This is a genomic window from Paenibacillus typhae (assembly GCF_900099765.1).
Lineage (GTDB): Bacteria > Bacillota > Bacilli > Paenibacillales > Paenibacillaceae > Paenibacillus_AQ > Paenibacillus_AQ typhae.
On sequence record NZ_FNDX01000002.1, the window covers coordinates 151,498 to 174,730 of the forward strand.

The 23,233-nt window shown below is 40.3% G+C and carries 25 protein-coding genes; 13 read left to right on the plus strand and 12 right to left on the minus strand.

The window, feature by feature from the left end; all coding sequences use genetic code 11:
* Positions 1-29 precede the first annotated feature (29 nt).
* From BLR64_RS02320 to BLR64_RS02335, 4 genes are all read left to right on the plus strand, one after another.
* Positions 30-695, plus strand: a complete 666-nt coding sequence (locus BLR64_RS02320; protein ID WP_090711830.1) for an HAD family hydrolase — start codon at positions 30-32, stop codon at positions 693-695.
* A gap of 43 nt (positions 696-738) precedes the next feature.
* Positions 739-1,956: a mannitol-1-phosphate 5-dehydrogenase gene (locus tag BLR64_RS02325; protein ID WP_090711832.1), complete on the plus strand. Its 1,218-nt coding sequence runs from the start codon at positions 739-741 to the stop codon at positions 1,954-1,956.
* 279 nt (positions 1,957-2,235) lie between these two features.
* Positions 2,236-2,721 (plus strand): Na+/H+ antiporter subunit E, encoded by a 486-nt coding sequence (locus BLR64_RS02330; RefSeq protein WP_090711834.1) that lies wholly within the window; start codon positions 2,236-2,238, stop codon positions 2,719-2,721.
* 59 nt (positions 2,722-2,780) lie between these two features.
* Complete coding sequence (locus tag BLR64_RS02335; RefSeq protein WP_090711835.1) at positions 2,781-3,626, plus strand: alpha/beta fold hydrolase; 846 nt, start codon at positions 2,781-2,783, stop codon at positions 3,624-3,626.
* 141 nt (positions 3,627-3,767) lie between these two features.
* Here the strand turns inward: BLR64_RS02335 and BLR64_RS02340 are convergent, their stop codons facing one another.
* Positions 3,768-4,565 (minus strand): ABC transporter permease subunit, encoded by a 798-nt coding sequence (locus tag BLR64_RS02340; protein ID WP_090711837.1) that lies wholly within the window; start codon positions 4,563-4,565, stop codon positions 3,768-3,770.
* A 5-nt stretch (positions 4,566-4,570) separates the two neighbouring features.
* Positions 4,571-5,221: an AAA family ATPase gene (locus tag BLR64_RS31185; RefSeq protein ID WP_090711839.1), complete on the minus strand. Its 651-nt coding sequence runs from the start codon at positions 5,219-5,221 to the stop codon at positions 4,571-4,573.
* 523 nt (positions 5,222-5,744) lie between these two features.
* On the opposite strand from BLR64_RS31185, the gene BLR64_RS31105 reads away from it, so the two are divergent.
* Positions 5,745-5,855, plus strand: a complete 111-nt coding sequence (locus BLR64_RS31105; protein ID WP_341833370.1) for a hypothetical protein — start codon at positions 5,745-5,747, stop codon at positions 5,853-5,855.
* 14 nt (positions 5,856-5,869) lie between these two features.
* Here the strand turns inward: BLR64_RS31105 and BLR64_RS31190 are convergent, their stop codons facing one another.
* Positions 5,870-6,310: a CBO0543 family protein gene (locus BLR64_RS31190; RefSeq protein WP_425262165.1), complete on the minus strand. Its 441-nt coding sequence runs from the start codon at positions 6,308-6,310 to the stop codon at positions 5,870-5,872.
* 544 nt (positions 6,311-6,854) lie between these two features.
* On the opposite strand from BLR64_RS31190, the gene BLR64_RS02360 reads away from it, so the two are divergent.
* From BLR64_RS02360 to BLR64_RS02370, 3 genes are all read left to right on the plus strand, one after another.
* A complete protein-coding gene (locus tag BLR64_RS02360) occupies positions 6,855-7,712 on the plus strand; it encodes an endonuclease/exonuclease/phosphatase family protein (protein ID WP_090711842.1) in 858 nt (285 codons plus the stop codon).
* Positions 7,713-7,745: 33 nt separating this feature from the next.
* Positions 7,746-8,492 (plus strand): sigma-70 family RNA polymerase sigma factor, encoded by a 747-nt coding sequence (locus BLR64_RS02365; protein WP_090711844.1) that lies wholly within the window; start codon positions 7,746-7,748, stop codon positions 8,490-8,492.
* 88 nt (positions 8,493-8,580) lie between these two features.
* Positions 8,581-9,714, plus strand: a complete 1,134-nt coding sequence (locus BLR64_RS02370; RefSeq protein ID WP_090711846.1) for an SIR2 family protein — start codon at positions 8,581-8,583, stop codon at positions 9,712-9,714.
* A gap of 38 nt (positions 9,715-9,752) precedes the next feature.
* On the opposite strand, the gene ku is transcribed toward BLR64_RS02370, so the two are convergent.
* On the minus strand, positions 9,753-10,574 hold the full coding sequence (gene ku, locus BLR64_RS02375; protein WP_090711848.1) for a non-homologous end joining protein Ku: 822 nt from the start codon (positions 10,572-10,574) through the stop codon (positions 9,753-9,755).
* Between the two features lie 96 nt (positions 10,575-10,670).
* The gene (locus tag BLR64_RS02380) at positions 10,671-11,012 is read right to left on the minus strand and encodes a helix-turn-helix domain-containing protein (protein WP_090711850.1); all 342 of its coding nucleotides are present in this window, start codon (positions 11,010-11,012) and stop codon (positions 10,671-10,673) included.
* A gap of 135 nt (positions 11,013-11,147) precedes the next feature.
* Here BLR64_RS02380 and BLR64_RS02385 point away from each other — a divergent pair, with 135 nt between their 5' ends.
* Positions 11,148-11,468 (plus strand): Mu transposase C-terminal domain-containing protein, encoded by a 321-nt coding sequence (locus tag BLR64_RS02385; protein ID WP_167360578.1) that lies wholly within the window; start codon positions 11,148-11,150, stop codon positions 11,466-11,468.
* An 11-nt stretch (positions 11,469-11,479) separates the two neighbouring features.
* Here BLR64_RS02385 and BLR64_RS02390 read toward each other — a convergent pair whose 3' ends face one another.
* Positions 11,480-11,692 (minus strand): helix-turn-helix domain-containing protein, encoded by a 213-nt coding sequence (locus tag BLR64_RS02390; RefSeq protein ID WP_082708048.1) that lies wholly within the window; start codon positions 11,690-11,692, stop codon positions 11,480-11,482.
* A 155-nt stretch (positions 11,693-11,847) separates the two neighbouring features.
* On the opposite strand from BLR64_RS02390, the gene BLR64_RS02395 reads away from it, so the two are divergent.
* From BLR64_RS02395 to BLR64_RS02410, 4 genes are read left to right on the plus strand one after another with little or no spacing between them, the layout of a single operon-like run.
* On the plus strand, positions 11,848-12,534 hold the full coding sequence (locus BLR64_RS02395; RefSeq protein WP_090711854.1) for a TnsA endonuclease N-terminal domain-containing protein: 687 nt from the start codon (positions 11,848-11,850) through the stop codon (positions 12,532-12,534).
* A complete protein-coding gene (locus BLR64_RS02400; RefSeq protein WP_090711856.1) occupies positions 12,512-14,494 on the plus strand; it encodes a hypothetical protein in 1,983 nt (660 codons plus the stop codon). The genes BLR64_RS02395 and BLR64_RS02400 overlap by 23 nt, the downstream gene beginning before the upstream one ends.
* 14 nt (positions 14,495-14,508) lie before the next feature.
* On the plus strand, positions 14,509-15,477 hold the full coding sequence (locus BLR64_RS02405) for an ATP-binding protein (protein ID WP_054940748.1): 969 nt from the start codon (positions 14,509-14,511) through the stop codon (positions 15,475-15,477).
* 20 nt (positions 15,478-15,497) lie between these two features.
* On the plus strand, positions 15,498-16,991 hold the full coding sequence (locus BLR64_RS02410) for a TniQ family protein (protein ID WP_090711858.1): 1,494 nt from the start codon (positions 15,498-15,500) through the stop codon (positions 16,989-16,991).
* Positions 16,992-17,485: 494 nt separating this feature from the next.
* Here the strand turns inward: BLR64_RS02410 and BLR64_RS02415 are convergent, their stop codons facing one another.
* The 6 genes from BLR64_RS02415 to BLR64_RS02440 all read right to left on the minus strand — a co-directional run bounded on the left by BLR64_RS02415 (position 17,486) and on the right by BLR64_RS02440 (position 23,203).
* On the minus strand, positions 17,486-17,935 hold the full coding sequence (locus BLR64_RS02415) for a YdeI/OmpD-associated family protein (protein ID WP_090711860.1): 450 nt from the start codon (positions 17,933-17,935) through the stop codon (positions 17,486-17,488).
* A gap of 366 nt (positions 17,936-18,301) precedes the next feature.
* Complete coding sequence (locus BLR64_RS02420; RefSeq protein ID WP_208607118.1) at positions 18,302-19,573, minus strand: BNR-4 repeat-containing protein; 1,272 nt, start codon at positions 19,571-19,573, stop codon at positions 18,302-18,304.
* A gap of 243 nt (positions 19,574-19,816) precedes the next feature.
* Entirely contained in the window at positions 19,817-20,737 is a 921-nt protein-coding gene (locus tag BLR64_RS02425) for a 1-phosphofructokinase family hexose kinase (protein ID WP_090711862.1), read from the minus strand.
* A gap of 135 nt (positions 20,738-20,872) precedes the next feature.
* Complete coding sequence (locus BLR64_RS02430; RefSeq protein WP_090711864.1) at positions 20,873-21,523, minus strand: FusB/FusC family EF-G-binding protein; 651 nt, start codon at positions 21,521-21,523, stop codon at positions 20,873-20,875.
* A 258-nt stretch (positions 21,524-21,781) separates the two neighbouring features.
* Positions 21,782-22,558: a glutamate racemase gene (gene murI / locus BLR64_RS02435; protein ID WP_090711866.1), complete on the minus strand. Its 777-nt coding sequence runs from the start codon at positions 22,556-22,558 to the stop codon at positions 21,782-21,784.
* 177 nt (positions 22,559-22,735) lie between these two features.
* A complete protein-coding gene (locus BLR64_RS02440) occupies positions 22,736-23,203 on the minus strand; it encodes a DinB family protein (protein WP_090711868.1) in 468 nt (155 codons plus the stop codon).
* Positions 23,204-23,233: the final 30 nt, after the last annotated feature.

Here is a 23,233-nt window from a genome sequence, read left to right on the forward strand (position 1 = left end):
ACCAAATTAAGTCTGAGGAGATGATTGATTTGATCAAGGGTATTATTTTTGACTTCGACGGAACTATTATCGACACAGAGACTGCCTGGTTCACTGCTTTTAGTGAGGCCTATGAAGAACATGGAGTGGAATTAACGCTTGAGAAGTATTCAACCTGTATTGGCACGAGTTTGAACAGCTTTAACCCGTATGAATATCTCATAACGGATCTGAAGCTGGATATAGACCGGGATAAATTTAGAACGGACGTTCAGCTGAGACATAGCAAGCTGATGGAGCTCGAAGAGATGCGTCCGGGGATTCAGCATTATCTTGATTCTGCAAAGGATGCCGGACTGCGCATGGGTTTGGCTTCAAGCTCATCCATGGAATGGGTCGGCAGATACCTGGATCAACTTGGGATTAGCGATTATTTTGAATGCATACGGACTTCTGATCATGTCAAAAACGTGAAGCCTGACCCTGAGCTCTATAACCAAACCTTATCGTATCTGAATATTGCTCCTGAAGAGGCAGTTGCCATTGAAGATTCACCAAATGGAGCGAAGGCAGCGGCAGCAGCTGGAATGAACTGTGTAATTATTCCTAATGCTATTACCTCATTCCTGGAGTTTGATGACACATCTTCCAAAATAGAATGTCTAAGCCAGCTGGATTTTGATCAGGCAACTTCCCGGAGCTACTTCCGCAATTAAATTAACCTATAAAATTCAAATTCATTCCAAGGGGGACAACATATTGAGAGCCGTTCATTTTGGGGCAGGCAATATTGGCAGAGGGTTTATCGGCCCCGTGCTGTCTAACTCAGGGTACAGAGTTTGTTTTGTCGGGAGAAACACGAACAAAATAACCCAGCTGCAAGGGCGAGGGCAGTATTCTTTAACGTTAGCCAATGAGAATCGGGATCGTTATATTGTCGATAACGTGACTGCAGTCAATCTGGGGGACACTGCAGAGGTAGCAAAGGAGATCGCTAAGGCCGAAGTCGTGACTACAGCAGTGGGGATAACGGCTTTAAAAGATATCGCCAGTACACTAGCGCGGGGAATTGAGCTGAGATTGAGCAACGGTGAGGAATCCAAGCCGCTTCATGTGTTTGCCTGTGAGAACGGAATAAAAAGCAGCCAGAAATTGAAGGAGGCTGTTTACCGGCATTTGAAGCAATCCTGTAAGGAGCTTGCAGATCGTTTTGTCGCTTTTCCAAATGTGATGGTTGACCGTATCGTTCCCGTTCAAAAAAATAAGGATCCGCTTGAAATTCTAGTAGAGCCATTCAGTGAATGGGTCATTCCCCACAGTGATATGATAGGTGATTATAACGAAATTAAAGGCGCACATTATGTGGATTCACTGGATCCCTACCTCGAGCGCAAGCTTTTTACCGTAAACACCGGTCATTGCAGTGCAGCTTACTTTGGATACATGGAAGGTTATCACAGTATTCAGGAGGCCATGTCAGATCCGGGTATCAGATCCCGGGTTCAAGGGGTTCTGCGTGAGACTGGAAGTTTGTTAATTCATCTGTATGGATTTGAACCCGAAGTTCATGAAAAGTATATTCAGAAAATGATGGACCGCTTTTCGAATCCTAACTTTACTGACACCGTTAATCGTGTAGCCCGTTCCCCGCTTCGCAAGCTTTCCCCATCAGAAAGACTGGTTAAACCCGCTATGCTTGCTAATGAATTGGGCTTGGAGACGACATATCTGGTTCTTGCCATTTCTAATGCGCTTTTCTTCGATGATACCAAGGATCAGGAAGCCGTTGTTCTTCAGGAAGCTATCCGTAAGCAAGGCGTTAGTGACGTAATTAAAACAAAGCTGGGAATTCCATTAGAGCATCCGCTTCATTACCAGATCGTCAGGGGATATAATAAGCTTTGTCTGCAGTATCCTCATATGTCGAGTAGCGGATATCAGTCTATGTTTCTCCGCATTCGTGAATCACACTTTTAATTTATTCGGATAACAACGAAATTAATTAGGTTCGAGGTCTTTCGCCATCTTTTACAACATTCATCCAATAAAATCTTAATACAATCTTAATGTCTAGGATGAATACTTAACGTTATCTTAATGACTCCCATGGTATACTTCTGCTTAATGGGATTCCAACTCGATTAAATAGAGAATTTGGTTTATATGCCTATTAATTCAACAAAATAAGTATCAAACCGGAGGAGCCTGCCAACAGCGGGCTCTTTCTGTGTTTTTACAAACTAAGGAGTGGATAATGTGGCTTTACAATTCTTATTAAATCTGTTGGTCGCTTTTCTTTGGATGGCGATAAACAACAGCAGTTCCAGTGCAAACTTTATAATAGGGTATCTTTTAGGTCTAGTATTTTTATTAATGTTCCGAAGAGCTAAGCCACAGAAAAAGCAGTTTTATCTTATCCGCTTTTGGGCAATAGTGAAGCTGTTACTCATTTTTTTACGTGAGTTAATTATCTCAAATTTTGTTGTAATTAGTCACATTCTCCGACCCAAATTAACTATTCGTCCCGGCATTTTCGCTTACGAAACTTCATTAACCACCCCCTGGGAGGTCTCGCTCTTATCTAGCCTAATCTGTCTGACACCAGGGACATTGACCCTTGATATTTCAGGAGACGGTAAGACTTTGTACATTCACGCTATTGATATCAAAGATGCTGATAAACTCGTTGAGCAAATTAGAGGAAACTTTGAACAGGCAATCGTAGCAGTGACGCGCAAATAATCTAACAGGTGAGGGGAAAGGACTCATTCAGGCAATCAGCATGTAAAGGAGTTTTTTCAATGCCGCTTATCCAAGTCAATGGAACCACAATATATTACGAGATGACCGGAAGTGGTCTTCCTATTGTATTTATACATGATTATTCAACCTCGCATCTTTTGTTCGAGCCACAAGCCGAGTATTTCAGCAAGCGTGCAAAGGTTATCGTGTTTGACTTGAGAGGCAACGGTAAATCTGGAAAAATGGATGTCGAAATTAGCCGAATTGTAGATACTCAATGTGAAGATTTAAAAGTGTTATTAGATGCGTTATCTATTGACCGGGCTGTGATTGTAGCATCCTCCAGCGGTACCGTGCTTGCCCAAAAATACGCCTCTTCTTACCCCGAGCGGGTAATAAATTTGATTCTTGTGGACAGTTATTTTAGTAGCGGTACAACAGCTTTAGGTGGTAAAGTAAAAGGATTCCTTGAAATCTGTGCCTGGGCGTCCCATTATCTTCCCGCAGAAATGTTTATCCGCTCTTTAAGAATCACTTATAATAACTGGCTCGTAGCTTATCATATTCTAAAAAAAGAACTTATCCAGCAACGTACCACAGAACTAATCAAGCAGCGCCTGGCACTCCGCAATACAGATGTCTACGGCTTTGCGCTGCAATTACAAATCCCCGTACTTTGTGTGTCAGGCAACCGGAATGATTGGGTTCTGGAACAGGTAAGAAAAACAGCTTCTCAATATCCCTTAGCTCAATTTTCCATTTTGGAGGATGCTATATATCCAAGCCATCTGTGCCAGCCTGAACGTTTTAACCGGCTGCTGCTTGATTATTTATTAGACCAGCAATGCTTTCAGATGGCGGATCCAGATAGAATGGAGACGCTGATGTCAAAATCCGACTCGTAAATGTCATAAATCAACAGGGTATGGACAGTTGGATCACAGAAGATTTTCCTGTGGTCTTTTCTGTTTATCTTTCTATCCTGAAGATTATCAGGCTGCCGAGAAAGTCTCTACAGCCTGGTAACATCTACTTCTGAAAAGGTGTCATATCGGCAAATCTTTTTTATTGAAATAAAGAATCCCCAAAATATACAGCACGACAGCCAATCCCGCAAATACAGCCATCCCTATATAAGCAAAGCTATCGCCGGCAAATAATCGTTCTGGCTCGAACAAGGTGAATAAGGAGAAATAACTGAGCCATTCCAGCCTTTCTCCGGAATCACCAAGCATTTGAAATAAAACAAACATGATTGGGAGTCCAGCTCCCAGTCCGATGCTGTATCTGGCTTCATTCGCCAGGCAGGAAGCCAAAAAACATATCCCATTAATTGTGTAATACATCAGGAGTGCGTAAAGATTTAATAAGATAAATTGCTTGGTGTCCATTAATCCGGGAAACATGGCAGAAGTGGCGATAAGAGTCAGGACAGTGATCCAGCAGAAGATTGCTGTTATAGAGATCAGACTGTATACAGCCTGTGTCATGGCAATTCGTATCCGCGAATTGGAAGTTGAAAGCAAGTAGGCCATACTGCCTTTATCTACATGTACGGCTATGAGCCGGTGGTTGATAACAACTGATAAGATCATTGGGAATAGATACAGGAGGATGCTGTATAACGTCCCTGACAGAAATGTGAGCAAGGTGGACCCGAAATTCATTCCTATAGCATTCATTAACTCAGCGGGCAGTAGATCAAGCATAGCCTTTAATTCATCTACGCTATCGAGATTGAACATACTCACCAAAACAACGGAATAAAAAGAATAAACGGCGACAATTAGAAGCCACAAGAAACGGTTTACTCGTAGGTTCGCTTTAAATAAAGCCCAAGACATGATAATTAGTGCTCCTTTCCATAAAAATCCATAAAAATTTGGTCAAGCGTTCGGGGAGTTGATACCATATGAGCCACTTTACAATTAGCCAGTGTGTTTAGCATAGAATCATAATCATCTTTTATAAAGATTTCAGCAATGAGGGGGGCTCTTTGAATGTAGTTCAGAGTACTGTTTTGCAGAATTGTCATACCTTCATTATTTTCCAGGGTAACAACAAAGCTTTGTGGAAGCGCTGCTTTCATCGAATGAATGTTCTCAACAGCAACAAGTTTTCCTTCCCGTATGATAGCTGCCCGTTCACAGATCTGATTGATTTCATCAAATTGATGGGAGGACATCAGGATTGTTTTCCCCCGGCTACGCTCCTCGATAATCAATTCTACAAAACGCTTCTGCATAAGCGGGTCCAGTCCGCTTGTCGGTTCATCTAAAATAATAACTTCAGGATCATGTACAAAAGCAGCAATTAGTCCTACTTTTTGCTTCATCCCCTTGGACATTTTTCGGATTTTTCCGCCAGGCTCCAGTTCGAATCTGTCTATTAATTGATTACGGCGTACATGATCTTTACGTCCGGAGATAACGAATATAACAGGGAGAAGCAGCAGTACCTTTCGGGGTGGGAGACACAAACAAAAGAAGCCGGAGGTCAATTTTTAATCCGCAAAGGCAATGGGAAAAAGACAGCTGAGGTCATTGCAGAAACATCACGGGATATTCGGATTACACAAATCATCCTGGGACAATCCAGCCAGACTCTATAGCAGGAGATTACCAAGGGGATTTTCGTTAATGAACTAATGGAGCTGATTGGTAAGATTGACCTCACTATCGTTGCAGTACAGCGGTATCCCGAACTACTTGAGCAAACCCATGAGTTAGGTTTACTGCATATTTGCTCAAGAAGGGAGAATGTTATCTTCTATCAGAAGATACTACAGGCAATGAGGTATTTAGTATACAGTTGGACTCACAATATTTATCGGAGGTCATTCTGGTAATCGGTCGGTATATTGACGCTTATTGTAACAACCGCTGTTGCCAGATATATCGAACGCGGAGCCATGATGGAAGAGGGGGGTGATCGCAATGACGGGCGAATTGATTAGTTCCATTCTGGTAGTCTTTGGTGCCATTTTCTGTGCTCTTAGTGCGTTCGCTTAAATCCGGCCCGATGTGTATCTGCGTTCGCATGCTGCTACCAAAAGCGCAACCTTCGGGATACTTTGTTTGTTAGGGAGCGTCTTACCGTTCTGGTGTTCCTATGTGGCAGTCCTTAATTCCTAAGGCAATGAGCCTTTTTACAAATATTTACTAATTAACGATCTATAAAGCACTATAACTGTATAGGCCACAAGATATGAGATTAATGTCCAGCCTATGTTCCAGTGATTTCCATATGATACAATTCCAGTTGAAAATGCGCCATATTCCATTAGTGTTGTTAAGACGCTGTACAAAGCTACCACTGCTAAAGTAGAATGTTTATTCTTATTAATCCCGCTAATCATAAAGCATACAAGAACAGGGTAGATGCCAAAATCAAACGGAAGGGCAGCGATGTTATACGGGTGTATGCTCCAGAAATCGAAATGAAAACCAACGATATTCATTAACATTGCAACACTTGTGACAATTGGGGTATACACAATAAGGAGCTGGACATTTTTTCTTAATATATAGATGCATATACCCCAAGGAATGATAAACGCAATTAATAAATAGAAGAGAAATCGTTCAATCTTTAATTCCCCCTAACAATATATTTAACTATTTACCATTATTATTCCCACCGCTTTCACTTTTAACCTATCAATTGTAAGATCGTGAAAATATGTTTTCATTGCCGACTTGAGGGTTGAGCAATTACATCAATAACCGGTTTTTTAATTACGTAAAATACTGTTTTGACGAATATTATGAGATCTAATTGCGGTTTTCATTTAATGTTAATATCTTTTCAAACCCACCATATATGGTAGAATTATATCGTTAGACGGAACAGATAGCCTAATTAACTTCAATCTACCGCTATCGAAAAATTGCTTCTGCTTCCGCAATTTTCTTTTTGAAGCAGATCGAGCACAACTTTCTGAACATCTTTATCCAATGAAGTTCACCTTCAAATAAGCGATAAAAATTGTGGAGCCGGATCTTTAACAATGTAGAGAAATGGTTCATCGACAGGTTATAGATGTGTTAGTTAGAAGCCTTGAAAAGCTATTGCTGTATACAGATAATTCAGAAAATAGTTAGACCGAGGATTTTAGTCGAAGGAAGGTGTATGTGCTGACGGATATAAATGAACAAATAATAAACGAAAAAACTGAAATGACTATATTCTTTTGGAATATTGGAAAAAAAGATTTGTCTGATTCATTAAACGCCTTATTAACTGAGAATTCTATGGATGTTTTGATTTTCAGCGAAGCAAATACCTCTATTAGAGAGAGCTTAAATAAAACTTTAATACCTTTAGGATTTAAAAGTCGAACTCCATTAAAAGGGGCGGTTAGAGTATCAATATTTGATCGATTACCCAATGTTATTTATTGCCGTGTAGATCAATATCAGACCTTCGTCATATATGAGCTTCAAGGAGTAAAATTGCTGGTAGTAGGAATTCATCTTCTCTCACCTATTTCAGCTCCTATTGACGATAGGTATGTTGATGCTACAAAACAAAATGAGAATATTGAAAGAATTGAAACTGAGTGGGGGATAAATAAAACAATAGTAATAGGAGACTTTAATATGAATCCTTTTGACAGAGGGATGATCAGTGAAAAAGCTTTTAAAGCAACTCATTGTAAACAAACAGTGGTATCAAATAAAACTAAGAAACCATATTACTTTAACCCATCATGGAGAGCCTTTGCAAATGATCTTACATTAGAAAGCAATAATGCTCCTCCTGGAACAATTCATTTTATCCCCCGAAACAAAGATTCAGATGTTAACTTTTGGCATGTATTTGACCAGGTCTTGATCCGCAGCAAACTATTTTCTGAGTTATCTGATAGCTATCAGATCTTATTCAAATGGAATGAGCACTTTTTGTTAACCGAAAATTTAATCCCCGACCGCATAAGTTATTCGGATCACTTACCTATAAAATACACAATAACTTTCCAAGAAAATTAAATAACTTTAAGTAATGTTTGGAGGGAGAGCGATATGAATGATTTCCCAAAACCTTTAAGTGAAGTTGAAGAAAAAGAACTATTAAATGCTATGTCAGAGGGAGATTTGGTTTCGCGTAAATTATTGATTGAACATAATTTACGTTTAGTTAATCATATAGTAAAAAAATTTGATAACGACACTCAAGACTTCGAGGACTTAATTTCCATTGGAGTACAGGGTTTAATTAAAGCGATAGATACCTTTGAAATTAATAGAGGTGTTAAATTAGCTACATATGCGGCAAGATGTATTGAAAATGAAATCCTTATATATCTACGTTCGAAAAAAGAGTACGACTCTGAGTTGAGTGAAAGTAGCACCCAACATGAAATCCAAAAATTCATTAGTAATAATAATCTCACGATTAAAATATACAATACAACAAATGAAGTCTTGTCGTTTAATCATATTAATAAAATTATCATTTCTATAAATGAGATAATGAAAAAAGTTACGACAAAATTAAATTTTCAGTTATGTATTGTTAAATCTAACGATAACTATTTAACAATTCAATTGGATTCAATAATAAAAGATCCTTATCTATACGAGTTAAATATCTTCACAATAGTCTTTTTAATGAATGATAATGATGAGTTCAGTTATGAAATAATATATAATTTTGAATCAAAAGTTGTATCGGATATTATTCTTTTACAGACTTATATTACAGAGGCCATTATTGAAAATATAGAAAACAGAAATAGCAACAGCATCTCATTATCACCACCTATTTAAATACTTCATTACTTACCGAAAAATAGAGATCCAGTAGAATTACATCACTGAATTATCGAATGACTCATTCACGAGTGGAGGTTTTGATTTGTCAAAAATAGTCCTTCTGACTGGAAATGGATTATCTGTTGCTTTAAGCAGTGAGTTTTCAATGCCCAATATAACAAGAAAGTTTTTTGAGCGCTTGGGAGAAGAGCATAGAAGATTCATTGAACACCATATGATGGATAAACTTAATCTTGTTGATTTTGAAGAATGCATAGCCATTATTGAAAAATTGTACGATACACTCCATTTTCATCAATCTTTTTATACAAACGGTATTACAGGGGAAAAGGTGCTTAGTGCATACAACCTAAATATTGTAGAACTATTAAAACATGAGAATTCTATTCGAGAATCGATTCATACGTATATGGCTATAATTCTGAATATAGTAAACTGGAATGTTAAAAAACATTCAATTGATTCTAAACTTAAAGACTTTGTAAAATGGCTCGATTCCATTATTAAGGAACACAATCAGGTCGAACTTTTTACATTAAATTATGATTTGCTTCTTGAGTCAATTCTTATTGACTTAGCTCCTCATAAATTTTTAGAATATTATCATCAAGCCGGACAATGGTTCACTGTGAATAAAGAAGTGTCTCGATACTATTTTAATCCCGATAAAGTTAAAAAGCAGCGACATAAGCAAGAATGTAATACCAGACTTTACCACCTGCACGGGTCAGTTTCTTCTTTTAAAGATTTAAAAAACATGAAGATATTTAAAGTTAAAAACGATGTGATAAAAAAACATGATATCTACCATCGAATTTCGGAACTGATGATAGTACCTTCGATCATAACAGGAGGTCGAAAGACTGATAAAATTAAAGAAACTCCATTTAATTTTTATTACGATCAATTTGTAAAAATGATGAATGACAGAACAAATCTTTGTGAAGAACTTATTATTATTGGATATAGTTTTAGGGACGTACATATAAATAGTGCAATTGCAAAAAGAATGCACCTTGCATATTCTAAAGATGATTGCAGCCCATTGAAGATATTAATCGTGGATTATGCTATGTCTGAAGAGGGGAAAGAGAATTTTATCAATCAAGTAAATTTCGCTTTAGGACTCGGTGAAGACTCTGAAAATCGATTTCAATTAAACGACCCCCGAATTTCATTTGAAGGAGCAAACAGCATTCTACGTTATTATACGTAGAAAAAGAAAGAGAGTACCTTCTAGTACTCTCTTTCTTTTTATCCCAACTTTTCTTCACTATTCTGAGCAACTTGCCTTGGCTTTGATTTGCTCTTACTCATTTTAACACTTTTCTGAAGCGCCTCCAGTAAGTCAATAACTACCTCAGCTTCTTGTGTTGGTTTAGAGATGATCTGTTGACCAGCAATCTTAGACTGTATGGCTGCTTGTAGTCTTTCTTGTTCAGGATTGGAGAGAGAGGCTATATCCGATTTACCTGACATCCCCTTAACAATCTGTAAGGCCAGCTTCAGTTGGTTTTCATCAATAGAAGTACTGTTTGATAAGTTTGGGACATTAGTGATCGGTCTAATCTCATTAGCGTAATGCATGGTGGCCAGTTGAATGCAATTCCCATTAAGAGGTTTCATTACACATAGTTTCGTATTTGAGCGAAGAGTAAGTTTGCCTATTGCCAATCGTTTAGAAGTCTCAAGAGCCTTTAGAAATAAGAAGTACGCATTACTTCCATGGGTATCCGGACCAAGGAAGTAAGTTTTCTGAGTAAACATCAGGTCAATCTGATCCTCTTTAATAAAATCAATGATGTTAATTCTTTTGCTGGATTCATCTTGAATTTTATCCAATTCTTCTTTTTCAAAAGTTACATACTGATTTGTATCAATTGGATAGCCCTTGATAATTGCCTCCTGTTCTACGGAAGTCCCACAAGAGGGGCAAAACCTCTGATTTTTAATTGACCCATGGCAATTGCGATGAAGCAATTGAAGAGCAATCTCTTTCTCCTCGGTAGCTGCATAGAGTTTGACGGGTACATGTACAAGCCCAAAGCTGACCGCGCCTTTCCATATGGTATGCATAGAAAATCCCTCCTAACATTTATTAGGAATTCATTCCCATAATTGAAGACAAATAAACCGTAACCCTTGGCGTGGATTGCGATTATAGTTAAAACGCTATTTTTCAAAAAACTCATCTAAGAATAGTTGGACTTTGCGAAGATCGCTTTTCTTTAAACTTATCAGGATATCAACCAATTGATTTAACATGATGTCTTTTTCATTCAGCACTGATTTTTGATGTCTTGTATAGGAGAACAGATCGATAATAGGTACCTCTAATGCGTCAGCAATTTTAATTAAATTGATTAGGGTAATATTTTTTTCTGCTCTCTCAACGCCGCCTATGTAGGAAAAATGAAAGCCGGCCTTTTCACCCAGCTGTTCTTGTGACAAACCTTTTGATTTCCGGATATCACGGACACGCTGTCCTATCTTCTTCATTACGGAAGTTTCCATTGTTACACCTCTTGATGTAAGTGTAAACAATGGGGAAGAAGCGATACATGTATGTATATAAGTCATTTGATAAAATTGATATGTATACGTATTATTTATTTCGGATTTGGCGATAGTATTAATGAGGTGATGGAGGTGCAAATAACAGAGCGTTTGGAAGTTAGTGTAGCTTATATAACTGCTAAAGGAATTAAATTTAATGATTTATACTATACAAACGGTAAGATGATTCAGCTTGGTTGGTTTGAAAGAGCACTAAAAAAGGGGGAGTGGAAGGTCCCCATTATTTACGACCCTATAGATGTTTCAGAAATATATATATTACATCTATATCAAGTAATAAATGCTTCCGCAATAAGTTTGAGCGATTATAAGATTAATTCAGATATCCAAAAGCTATATTTTGAAGCGGTTCAATTATTGAAAACCAGGCTGAAGGGAGACAGCAAAGAGTAGAGGTAACCTACTTAGGGCATTAAGTCATGTATAGAAATTTTGAGGGCATCAGCAATTCGATACAAGTAATGAATTCTTACTGGTTGGCGACCAGCCTCGATGTTTGTAATGGTTGGTCTGGAGAGTTGAATCATTAGTGATAGAGCTTCTTGAGTTAATCCAAGCTTTTCTCTGTTAATGCGTATTAAATCACCAATCTCTCTATAACACGAACGACTATTCATACATAACAGCTCCTCTCGTAATCTATTAACCCTAGTATTGCCGGATTACAAGAGAAATAGAACATTATTTTCAACTTTCGAGCCTATGATTAAAAGTTATACAAATAGGAAATACAGATGTATAAAATCAAAAAGGTTTAGGAATGAAACATTAAATGAAAAATCGACAGTTACCCTATATCCCTATTGTCATGCCCAGAAGTAAGAAGTATGGAAGCAATTACTGGAACAGTAGGGGACTTAAAGTAGACAGAGATGTAATTCTCTATAGTGATCTTGAATATGACCATTGGGTGAGAATGGAGACTACTCCAGATGTGATCGAATATTGTGAACAACCATTAGAAATCAATTATGTTCTAAATGAAAAACGACATAAAACAATATTTGATATGTGTGTGCTTCATAAGGATGGTATTCGGATTTTTATTGAAGTGAAATATGAGAAAGACCTGAAACCAACTAGCCGGAAGTACGATGTTACCATGCGGCAGATTGAAGCACAGAGGGAATGGTGCCGTCTTAATAACGTACTACACGAAGTAAGAACAGAGAAATACATCAGGACAGGCCCATATGCAATAGAAAACCGGTTGAAAATTTTAAAGAGCATAACAAATCAAAAAGTACCGCATTTTCTTCAGAATGTCTCCGATAGGATTGGTAACCACAAGATAAGTATCAGAAATCTCGTTAAAAATTTGATGAACTTAGGTTTTTACGATGTGTTTTTGGCTTGTTATTGGCTTTATTATTTGGGGACAATCAACGCTGACTTAGACTCAGCAATTTGGAATTTGGATATGGAGGTGTGGAAGGTTGAGCCGAACAAGAATTATTGAAAACCCACATCTACTTCCAGAGCAAACGAATCCTGATTTATGGGCAATAGTGGATGAACTGCTCTTGTCTAAAGAGGAGAGAGACATTTATATAATGCGCAAAAATGCTGTTGTGCTCTATTTCAAGGGGAATGCGCTTAAAAATATTCAAGCACAGACAGGAGTTCACCCCAAGAATCTGCGAAGACTCGTACAGCGGTGCATTTCTATTTCAGATGATGGTCTCGTTTGGGGTTTCAGAGCACTAATTCCTCAAAAAAAGGTCAAGTCCTATCAGCTCAGTTTAACAAGTAAGAAGAAAAATCCGAGCAGAAAAACAGGTGAATTTAAGCTTCTACTGGAAACTTTCCCAACTCTCCAAGAATTAATTAAAGATTTGTTCCTCGGGAACCACCGCCGCACCTTAGAACCAGCTATGAAACCCCATCATATTCATAAAAAATTTATAGATGAATGCAGAAGTTTAGGTATTCCCTTAAACCAATATCCCTTTAATACTGATCATTTGGGATTTAAGGCACTGCAAAGGTACTTAAGCAAATTAAGCTGCCTTTATTTCGGAAAGGGCAAGTCTCGATATGGAAAAGATGCCATTACAAAGGCTAAACATACTGGCGAAGGGGAACAGAACCACCCTTCTACATTGCACCCATATCAAAAAGTACAATTTGATGCTCATCGAATTGACGGCTTTTTTATAATTGAAGTTATGACCCCAGAAGGTGACCTGGTTCCAGTCGTGCTTGAACGCTTTTGGATATTAACATTGATTGATGTGGCTACAAGAGCTGTTTTAGGATATGCCATTAGCTTAAACAAAGAATATAGCGCAATTGACGTAATGCATTGCTTTCGAAATGCTGTGATTCCACATGAAAAAGTTACGATCGCTATAGATGGCCTCAAATATAATGAAACCGGTGGATTCCCTTCTGAGGTTTATCCATCTTCTACAGCCTGGGCAGTTTGGGATGTAATTTGCTTTGATAATGCAAAATCTCACTTAGCCAATTTAGTACAAGATCGGCTTAAACATCTGATTGGATGTGATATTAATTTAGGACCTGTAGCATTACCAATGAGAAGAGGGATTATTGAACGATTTTTTAAAATCTTGGAGGAAACAGGTTTTCACCGGCTTCCCAATACAACGGGTAGTAATCCCCATGATCCGCGGAGAACTGACCCCGAAGAGAAAGCTCTTAAATACAAAATGACCTTTGATCATCTTAAACAACTCATTGATATCCTTATATCTGATTACAACGGTAAGCCCCATGGAGGAATATATCATCAAACGCCCCTTGAACTTCTTGGAAAACGTTTGAACGCCGGATTACTACCAAGACAATTAGAAGAAGAATTACGCAAGGAGGTGTTATTTATGCAAGTAACAAAATCAGCAACGATCAGAGGTTCATTAAAATCCGGTAAGAAACCATACATCCAGTATCAGGGAGTAGAGTACAGAAGTGATAAGCTTAGCCAATCAGCGCATCTGCTTAATACAGAGCTCATCATTCATATGAATGTGGATGATTTACGAACGATTAGGACATTTCTTCCAGATGGAAGTGAATTTGATTATCTCACTGCAGTCGGAAAGTGGTCTATTACTCCTCATTCGTTACAGACACGTAAAGCAATAAACTCTTTAGTTCGACGGCGTTTAATTTATCTGACTACTTGGGATGACCCGATATTTATTTATACTGAGTACCTAAGAACGAATGCGACAAATGGAAAGAGGGGAGCTGCAAACAAGTTTACGCAGGTAAAAGAATCAGCCCAAAAAAGAAAAACGGTCAATGAACCTGAAGGTCAGACAGACGCATTAGAGAAAGCTGAAGAGCGAAATGCTGCTCTTGCAAAAGCAAGAGAGCATACACAGAAAGAACAAGCTACTAAGGAATATGCTGAATATAAAGATTTAATGAAGTTGTATAAAACGAAACTATAAGTAAGGAGATTGTTATGGAAATACCTCATGTACAGATAGGAACACATCCAATTGAAACAGGTGACTACATCATTCCGACAAAAGAAGTTTTACGCCTAATGGGCAGTATGATGAGAATCGTGAATAATCGTCTCCCAGGAATGATTGTATATGGCAGGCCGAGAATAGGGAAGACATGGGCTTTACGTTTTGCTATTGAACATTTACCTACAAATTTTGGCGCACCCTTGCCTATTCTCTTAGCCAATTGTAATTCTTACCGTGTACCAAGTGAGGAGAAGTTCTATTCAGATCTCCTTAGTGACTTTAAGTTTCCTTTTACATCAAAACGAAATCCACCGGAATTACGAAGACAGATTGTAAACTTTATGCTTGAAAAAGCGGAAAAATCAAAACTACGGCGTTTAGTACTCATCATTGACGAAGCACACCGGCTCACAGAGGCTCATTACAATTGGCTGATGGATATCTACAATGCGCTTGTTCAGAAAAAAATCTCAATGACTGTTATTTCTGTTGGACAAGAAGAACTCCTTGCAAGACGAACTTTTTTTCTGGAGCAAAAAAGATCTCAAATTATTGGTCGATTTATGACACATGAACATGACTTTCATGGAATTAGAACCTGGGAAGATATGCAGCTGATTCTAGGTGGTTACGATTCTCCAGAAGTCTCTTGTTATCCAGAAGGGAGCGGGTGGAGCTTCAGTCAATATTTCTTTCCAGAAGGTTATAAAAAGAAGGAACGATTAGAGAACGAAGCAAAAATGTTATTTGAGCTATTCGCAGATTTACGAAAGGAACATGGGGTTTCTGCAACGTTGGAAATACCCATGGAATATTTCTCGTTCACAATTGAGAATGCTTTAAAAAAGTATGGCGTACATGGAGATCAACACTACTGGATTAACAAAGCACAGTGGAGGGAAGCAATTGAAATGTCGGGATATGTAGAGTCAGAAATCTACATGGCCCTTGTTTAATTTGAATGGGGGAGTTGTGAATGCAAGCAATCTGGAGGAATGAATGGGTTCATGAATACGAGACTCCATGGTCTATATTCGAGAAATTGTCATTCGCAAATCGCGTAAGTAGAGACGATATCTTTAAACTTTCCGGTAATAGTATTGAGAGGAATAAAATCAACCCTAAAAAAGGGGATCGAAAAATTGATCTGTTTTCTCTTAGAAGTTTTGACGAGTCGATTTTAGAAGTGATTTTCGGACTGAATTTAGTTAAGTTTACTCAACAATCAATACAATCACTAACTAAACCTCTACACAGTAATAGATTCCCAAATACATCCTGGTTTTCGAAACACTTACGCTGGTGTAACCAATGCATATCTTACGGACATCATAGTTGGTTACATCAGTTTAAACTCTTGGAACATTGTCCTTTTCACAATGTAAAATTAGAAGATACCTGTGCACGGTGTAATAAAAATATACCGTTTTTATTTTCCAACAGATTTTTCGGAAACGCTTTTTCCTGTAAATGCGGCTTTAAATTCGCTGATTTTTCTAGTACACTCTGGGAAAATTGGGACAAAAAATTTAAGATAGTGGATTCTGCAACATTACATTGGTTATCTTTATCAAACACCAATCAGGAGGACGGAAGAATTTTGATTCTACCTGAATTTGGGAATCTAAATATACTATCTGTTTTTCATCCTTATATAGCTAAAAAATCTTTCACAAAAGAAAATAATAAAATATCTATTGATGATTTCTATTATTCAACTCAATTTAATAAAGAGCTTTACTATAATAATGTTGATACCTTCCAGACAGTTGATCGACACATAAGAAAGAACGTATTATGGAAACACTCTAATTGCATAAAACAATTTTGGCAGTTACTAAAAAATGATGGGGAAGACTTCCCTGATATTTGTCCATACGCTTATGCCTATGTCAACTGGCGTAAAACCCTTTTAAAAACTGAACGTTTTTATCGTTCAGATATTCGAAAAAATGATGTGGCCCGAAGTGGAGGACGATTTGGTTATGAGCTGCTTACAAGTGCAATAACTGATGACATAAAATTATTATTGGAAGAATATGTCCTAAAGAATAATGGGGAAAAGATAAATAAGGATACATTGGAGTGGATCCAAGAACAATGGACCTATCGATTTAGTCTAATATTTTTTTACGAGTGTCTAAAATATTCAGAAGATATTTTAGTTAATGATAAGAAAAATACCAACTGGGATAAGATACTCATGGACACAAAAGCTAACTTCAAAATTGCATTTAAATATCAAGAGGTTAATGTTATGAGTGCTAAAAGAATAAACCTTATGATGTATTATGAGAATACAATCGACACAAAAATCGTTGAACATCAATGCCCGAATCATAGCTTAAGAAAAAAGAGAGCTATTTCAAAAATGAAATCCTACGTACCGGCACGGATATCCATCGAATATCCAAAAAATTATGAACTGATTAATTACGTTAGTTCATATATAAAGAAGCATGATTATTAAAACAACTCGAGTGAGTTGTTTTTTTGTGGCCAAAATAGGGGATTAATCGGCAATGGGACCAAGTTCTTGTCCTACAAGGGACTATGTTCTTGTCCTCCGACAGCCGACAACAGATGTGGTTGAGAGCCATGAATCTAACCTAAATACATATGTACAAAATACGGGTTTTGTGAGGAAGTAATAACTAAACAATCCGTACTAGGCTGATTCAAGCTATTTTGTGACCGAATCCGAATATTCAGTTAACTGAATATTATGTAATTTTAGTGCTCTATTTCTTTCTTCTTTGTTTTGATTTTATTTTCTTTAATTGTTTGATTGTTGTTATTCATTTTTTGTGTTTTATGCTGTTACGAATACTTTTACTTATCCTGAAATTTAATTCTTATTTACAAAACTACATTCAAATTACCAGTTTAACTAACCGCTCATCTTGAATTGACTTATCAATATCAATTTGCACATTTTTACCATATTTATCCTTGATAGATTTTTCATTTCCCTTTAAGCTTCTTCATTAGGGCCAGAATCCGGTTGTTTTTCGTCTCATCCTTTTTGGCCAATTCGATGTGATTAAGCTGTTCCCGCTTGATGTAATCAGGCTGACCCAGGAACTGGTCCAGAAGCTGGTGATCCTCCAGGGTCTGTAATATGTTATCTGGTACGGTTACTCCACGCTTTTCCTCACATTTGGTTAAAATGACATGAAGCTGGTCACCCAACTCTTTACGCACTTCTCTGCGGATAAATTCATTGTAAACTAAATAATGCCCGTTTTTTGACGGCAGCAAGGTATGTTCGAACTCGTGACCATCCACTGAGATTTGTACGGGTACCTTACCGCTGGTGTTGAATAATTCCTGAACCGAATATGGGAAATAAATCACTTTCCATTTCATTTTACCTTCCAGCATCTTAATTTCACTGTCAAATTCAAAATTCACTATCAGCAGCACTCCTTTTAAAAAGCTAATTACGGTTCTTCAATCATCAGTATATCCAACTAATGGGATTGCGACTATATTCTAGACTTCGGAGTCCAATCCAGCTTAGCTTTGTACTAAACCCTCATTAACATGGATAAATATGACTATATTAATTTATATCATCCGCAAAATCTCCCATTTTGTATGGATAAATATGTTTTCCACTACATCCTATCCCGTTCTGATTCATATAAAATTTAAAGGCAGCCAGTGGTTATGTGCATCGGCTGCCTCTTCATCATATGAGCAGTGTTAATTCACTCGCCTCACCCTGCTCATCCGTTCAGTTATCTGGCGTCATCCATTTCCATCCGTTGCACTTCCTTAGTTATTCCGCCCATAATAAAGCTTCAGATTCGTCACATCCACCAGATACAAAATATCTACGCCCTTAGGACTGCGGTCCACCGCCAGCCGCTCAATCGGAATGCCCGGCGCAAGCGAGGTTTCTGTCCAGGTACCGCCTGTGTTGACGGCCATGAAGGCACGGTCAGCCCCGCTGCTTTTTACATAATAGATTCTTGCTGTATTTCCCGTCCAGGTCACATCAATTGCCGCTGTAGTTGGAGCTGCGTTATAGACGGTCTGCAGGTTCCATCCTCCAGGACCATAGGTAGCCTGCTTGACTGAAAAGCTCGTGCTCCCTTCCTCACGGTACCGGTACGCGATAACCGGACTGCCTGCTGAATCAACCGTCAGTTTGGCGCTTTGCACACCCGGACCGCCGGGATCGCTGCCGCTCTGAACATAAGCTTCTCCAGGAGCCATAGGCTGTACAATATCCGCTGTTGTCAGGCTTACCGGTGTTGCAACCGGTGTTCCGTCTGCTTTGGTGAACTCGTTTGTAGCGGGACTATATTTTAAATACGACAGCTGATGACGCAACGGACTGGCTGCAAAATACGCCCACTCGAATATAATATGCAGATCCCCGTTGGCATCAAAAACAAGATCATCCGGATAGACAGACCGGTTAAGGTGAGCCGCAATGACTTTGACCTGAGTCCATACCGAATCAGCGTTATTCCAGCGGAACAGCACGGCCTCTCTTTTGCCTGCCGGATCTTTATCTGCTCGTACCAGCAAATACAAATCCCCGTTGGGAGCTGTTGTCAGCACCGGATAGGTTACCGTCATGCCCTGAGGCAGCTCATCTGAATGATTCTGCGGAATGCCGCCTACTGTATCCGAGCGGTAATATCGCCAGGTATTGCTGTGCATGGACGCGAACACATGAAACCGGCCGCTGCCGTCTCTGGCCATGGAAGGCTGATTATGACCTAAATCGTCGATGTACTCTGCAGGTGTAGTGCCATCCATAAGCGGCAGTTTGCTCCAATTCCCGTCATTATCCCGTCTTGCAATAGCAACTGTGTGTTTACCTGGAATGGACCCCGGCGCATTATAAGCCATGTAAGCGTACTCAAAACCTAGCCCGTAAGTAGCAAGCGGTGACCACCACCCGGCCTGATTGCTGGAATCCATCGGAAAAGGAACCACTTCCAGTACAGGTGCCGCATTTCCCGCTCCCGCAGGCATCAGAGTAAGCAGGGCCAGCAAAATGAGGCTGAGCTTATAGTGCTTTCGCTTTTTCAATTAATCCGCCTCCCAAGTAGATTTGTTTTGTAAGGACAAATTCATCAATGGCAACAGATTCAGTGTATTGAGCGCTTTCCCCCTTTTGGTTGTTCTACTCAGATTCCGCAAGCCCAAGATAGCATGAAGGACACTGAATTGTTACTGTACATTTGCAAGATTGCTGTATTGGCAGCAGCTTTTGCAGGTAAAAAAAGAAAAGCCCGGAATCCGGACTTTTCTGCATGTACATCTCCTATAGTGTCATTCCATTTCTGCATATAAACGTTCCGTATCCTCCCGCCTGCAGAGTTCACGCTCCGGATTCATCACCGCCGCCGCACCGGAAGCGACTCCATATCTTACCGCTTCCCTGAGCGGATGTCCTTGGGATAAGCTGTACACAAGCCCGCCTACAAGGCTGTCCCCGGCTCCGACAACGCTGGCCACCTTCACCTTTGGTGACTGGATGTGCTCTGAACCTTCTTTTGTCACCAGCAGAGCTCCTTCACTTCCCAGCGAGACCACCACCACCTCCGTACGCCCTTCATCAATCAGGCTCAATGCAGCCTCTTCAGCCTCCTTGAGGTTGCCGATTGTCCTTCCGCTAAGCTCTTCAAGCTCCCGCAGATTGGGCTTCAGCAGATAAACACCGGCATCAGCAGCCAGCTGGAGCGCTTCTCCCGATGTATCGACAATGATCCGAGCTTGCCGCGCTTTGGCAATCTCCGCCACCCGGCCGTAAAAATCATTCGGGCACCCGGGCGGAAGACTTCCGCTGGCTACAATGATATCCGGCGCTGCTTCAAGCTGTTTGAGTGCCTGCAGACATGCTTCCCAGTCCCTTTCGTTAAAGGACGGGCCAGGCATATCAAAACGGAACTGCTTCCCGCTCGATTCCTCCAGCACAATCAGATTCTCACGGGTCTGCCCTGTAATCGGTACCGCCTGCCAGGCCACACCCTCCTGATCCAGCAGGCTGCCGATCAGCTGTCCGTGCAATCCGCCTGAAGCATATACTGCCAGCGACTTACCGCCAAGCCTGTGGACTGCCCTGGCAACATTGACTCCTCCACCGCCAGGCTTATAAGTGGCCTCCCTGCATTTCATTTTATGTTCAGGGACTACCTTATCAATTCCTGTACTTGCATCAACAGCTGGATTCACAGTTAATGTTACGATCATTGTTTATCGCTCCTTTGGTCAATCATTCATAGGATATCAGGCGTTCCAGAAATAATTACCCTTAAGCTGCACATTCGTATAGTCCGTTATGCAAAAAGACGGTTGCCCGCTAAGGGCAGCCGTCTTTTAATATGATCAGGATTTCCGTACAGACAGGATGAATTTCTCCAATGCCTCCGTACTGGTGATGCTGTGATTGCAGGCATGATTGTCCATGCAGACATATTGGCCCACAGAAGCAATGTTATCCTGTGAAGCATGCACAGGCTTGGTTGACACCGAGAGGAAAGCAAGCTCCTGATGCCGGTTGCAGAACAGGCAGTAGCCCTTCTTATTCGTTGGGATAAGCCTTCCCTCAATCCCGATAAACTGCCCCTGATGCGGATAGACAATAAACAGCTTATTGGCCGCAATGTCCACCCAGCTCAGATAGGTCAAGTATCTGAAATCAATCGAGTTCAGATCCGGTACCCTCAGCTTCTTGGTCTTGGGAAAAAGCTTCTGGATTTGCTTCAGCGTAATGTCCGGATAAGGAACCATCAGCGGCTCCAGACTGTCCAGGAATCGCTGAAAATCATAACCCGACTCGAAAGAAGAGATCTGCTCCAGCATCTGCCGCTGCTCCGCAGTCAGTTCACTAAAGGCATTGACAGCCGTTGCAGCTGCTGTGTACCTTACCGTCTCCAGCACTCTCCGGTCAGCGACCGTACGCAGCGTATTCTGCAGGAAATCCGTTTGTTTCTTAATCACATTCAATTGATGGTTTCTAATAAATGGTGTATTCATAGGTTTTCGCCCCTTAGATATGATAGATGCATTCATACCGGTGCAAAGCCTATTATTAGAAACGATAAAATCCAGTTTGGGCGAATGAATTCCTTATTCTATCGCACCCCACGCAAAGTATCGCCCCTGATTAGGCTCTGCATGAGGACAGCCTAGCCAATGAGCAATTAATAAGTGCCATCAGTATAACCCCCAATCCCATTCACATGCAAAAAGTATAGCAGGAATAGGCAGATTGCTCAATTCATTTTGCCTGTATTACAACCCATCCAGCATCCGCAGCAGCTGCCTGTAACGTTCCAGCGTAGCTGTATCTTCCACTCTGATTCCCGAATTATAGAAGGCGATATCACCGCTTCCGCTCTCCAGCAGATGATCACAGTCCAGGATCCGTTTCAGATTGTTCGCTGTACCTATACTGCCTGAGATAAAGTCCGTCCCTTCCGGGAAAATCTCTTTGATAACGTTAGTAAAGTAAGGAAAATGGGTACAGCCAAGCACTACCGTTCCGTACTGGGACGGATCAAAGCGTGATAGCTCCTGTTCCAGATAGCTTTTGACCAGTTCATCATTAAACTCATGCTGCTCGGCGAACGTAACCAGACCCGGGAGTGCCAGACTGTCGACGATATCCCGGTGGTCAAGGCGCTTGACCAGATTATTGAACTTTTCTTCCTTCAGGGTGAGGTTAGTGGCCAGGACGAGCACCTTTTTGCGGTGAATCTCCCATTTCTGCACAGCCGGCTTCACCGCCGGTTCAATCCCGAGGATCGGAAAATCATAACGTTCACGCAGCTCCTCGATAGCGACACTGGTAGCTGTATTACAGGCAATGACAACGGCTTTTACCTGCTGCTCCGCAATAAACTGCACAGCCTGAAAAATATATTGTTTCACTTCTTCTTTCGTTTTCTCTCCGTATGGCACATTCTTCGTATCCGCATAGAACAGGTAATCTTCATTCGGCAGAAGCTTCAAGGCCTGGTGCAGCACCGTAATTCCGCCGATTCCGGAGTCAAAAAAACCAATCCGCATAATTTCACTCTTTTCGTGCTTGATAATTGCGCTTATCTATTTTAACACAACACCTTCTTGATTGATGAAAAAAGACAGCCGGATACGGCTGACCCCATACTCTATGCGGATGCGCGCAATATGTTCAATGAAATATGTATTGCGGACAGGCTACAGCAGCAGCTTGGCCGAAGAGCTCTAGCGTAACCGCAAATTCCGCTTTATTGCCAGGATGGCACCAAGATGCAGCCCTTCATGATATATGGTTCTGATCAGCACCTGGCTGACTGTATACATCCCCATTTCAGTTGGAGGAAATTCTTCCTCCATCCGCTCACCGTACGTCTGGCGGATAACCAGCGGTTGCTGTGTGAGCCGGGTCTTAAGCTCAGCTATAGACGGCGTTTGCTCCGAAAAATCGGCCGGTCCCGTCCCATACCCGAACCATTTCATATAGCCTGGCGGAATGGGCTGCTGCTCCCGGGTAAGGGCCTGCAGCCATAGAAACTGATCAGTATACAGATGTCCCAGATTCCAGCGGATATTGTTGTTAAACCCGGCCGGAACCTTTTCTCCCTCGTCATCCGAAAGGTCTGCTACCGCTCCGATAAGCTCACTGCGGTACGCAGACAGCTGCTCAAATAGAACCTCATTCCTTCTTTCCATGTTAAACCTCCTAGTTCTCTGTAATTCTTC

What these genes read in the sequence shown, in the direction of transcription:
- BLR64_RS02335 (WP_090711835.1), top strand. Translation starts at nt 2,781, where the DNA reads ATGCCGCTTATCCAAGTCAATGGAACCACAATATATTACGAGATGACC.
- BLR64_RS02340 (WP_090711837.1), bottom strand. Translation starts at nt 4,565, where the DNA reads ATGTCTTGGGCTTTATTTAAAGCGAACCTACGAGTAAACCGTTTCTTG.
- BLR64_RS02365 (WP_090711844.1), top strand. Translation starts at nt 7,746, where the DNA reads ATGAATGATTTCCCAAAACCTTTAAGTGAAGTTGAAGAAAAAGAACTA.
- ku (WP_090711848.1), bottom strand. Translation starts at nt 10,574, where the DNA reads ATGCATACCATATGGAAAGGCGCGGTCAGCTTTGGGCTTGTACATGTA.
- BLR64_RS02380 (WP_090711850.1), bottom strand. Translation starts at nt 11,012, where the DNA reads ATGGAAACTTCCGTAATGAAGAAGATAGGACAGCGTGTCCGTGATATC.
- BLR64_RS02390 (WP_082708048.1), bottom strand. Translation starts at nt 11,692, where the DNA reads ATGAATAGTCGTTCGTGTTATAGAGAGATTGGTGATTTAATACGCATT.
- BLR64_RS02395 (WP_090711854.1), top strand. Translation starts at nt 11,848, where the DNA reads ATGAAAAATCGACAGTTACCCTATATCCCTATTGTCATGCCCAGAAGT.
- BLR64_RS02405 (WP_054940748.1), top strand. Translation starts at nt 14,509, where the DNA reads ATGGAAATACCTCATGTACAGATAGGAACACATCCAATTGAAACAGGT.
- BLR64_RS02410 (WP_090711858.1), top strand. Translation starts at nt 15,498, where the DNA reads ATGCAAGCAATCTGGAGGAATGAATGGGTTCATGAATACGAGACTCCA.
- BLR64_RS02425 (WP_090711862.1), bottom strand. Translation starts at nt 20,737, where the DNA reads ATGATCGTAACATTAACTGTGAATCCAGCTGTTGATGCAAGTACAGGA.
- BLR64_RS02430 (WP_090711864.1), bottom strand. Translation starts at nt 21,523, where the DNA reads ATGAATACACCATTTATTAGAAACCATCAATTGAATGTGATTAAGAAA.
- murI (WP_090711866.1), bottom strand. Translation starts at nt 22,558, where the DNA reads ATGCGGATTGGTTTTTTTGACTCCGGAATCGGCGGAATTACGGTGCTG.
- BLR64_RS02440 (WP_090711868.1), bottom strand. Translation starts at nt 23,203, where the DNA reads ATGGAAAGAAGGAATGAGGTTCTATTTGAGCAGCTGTCTGCGTACCGC.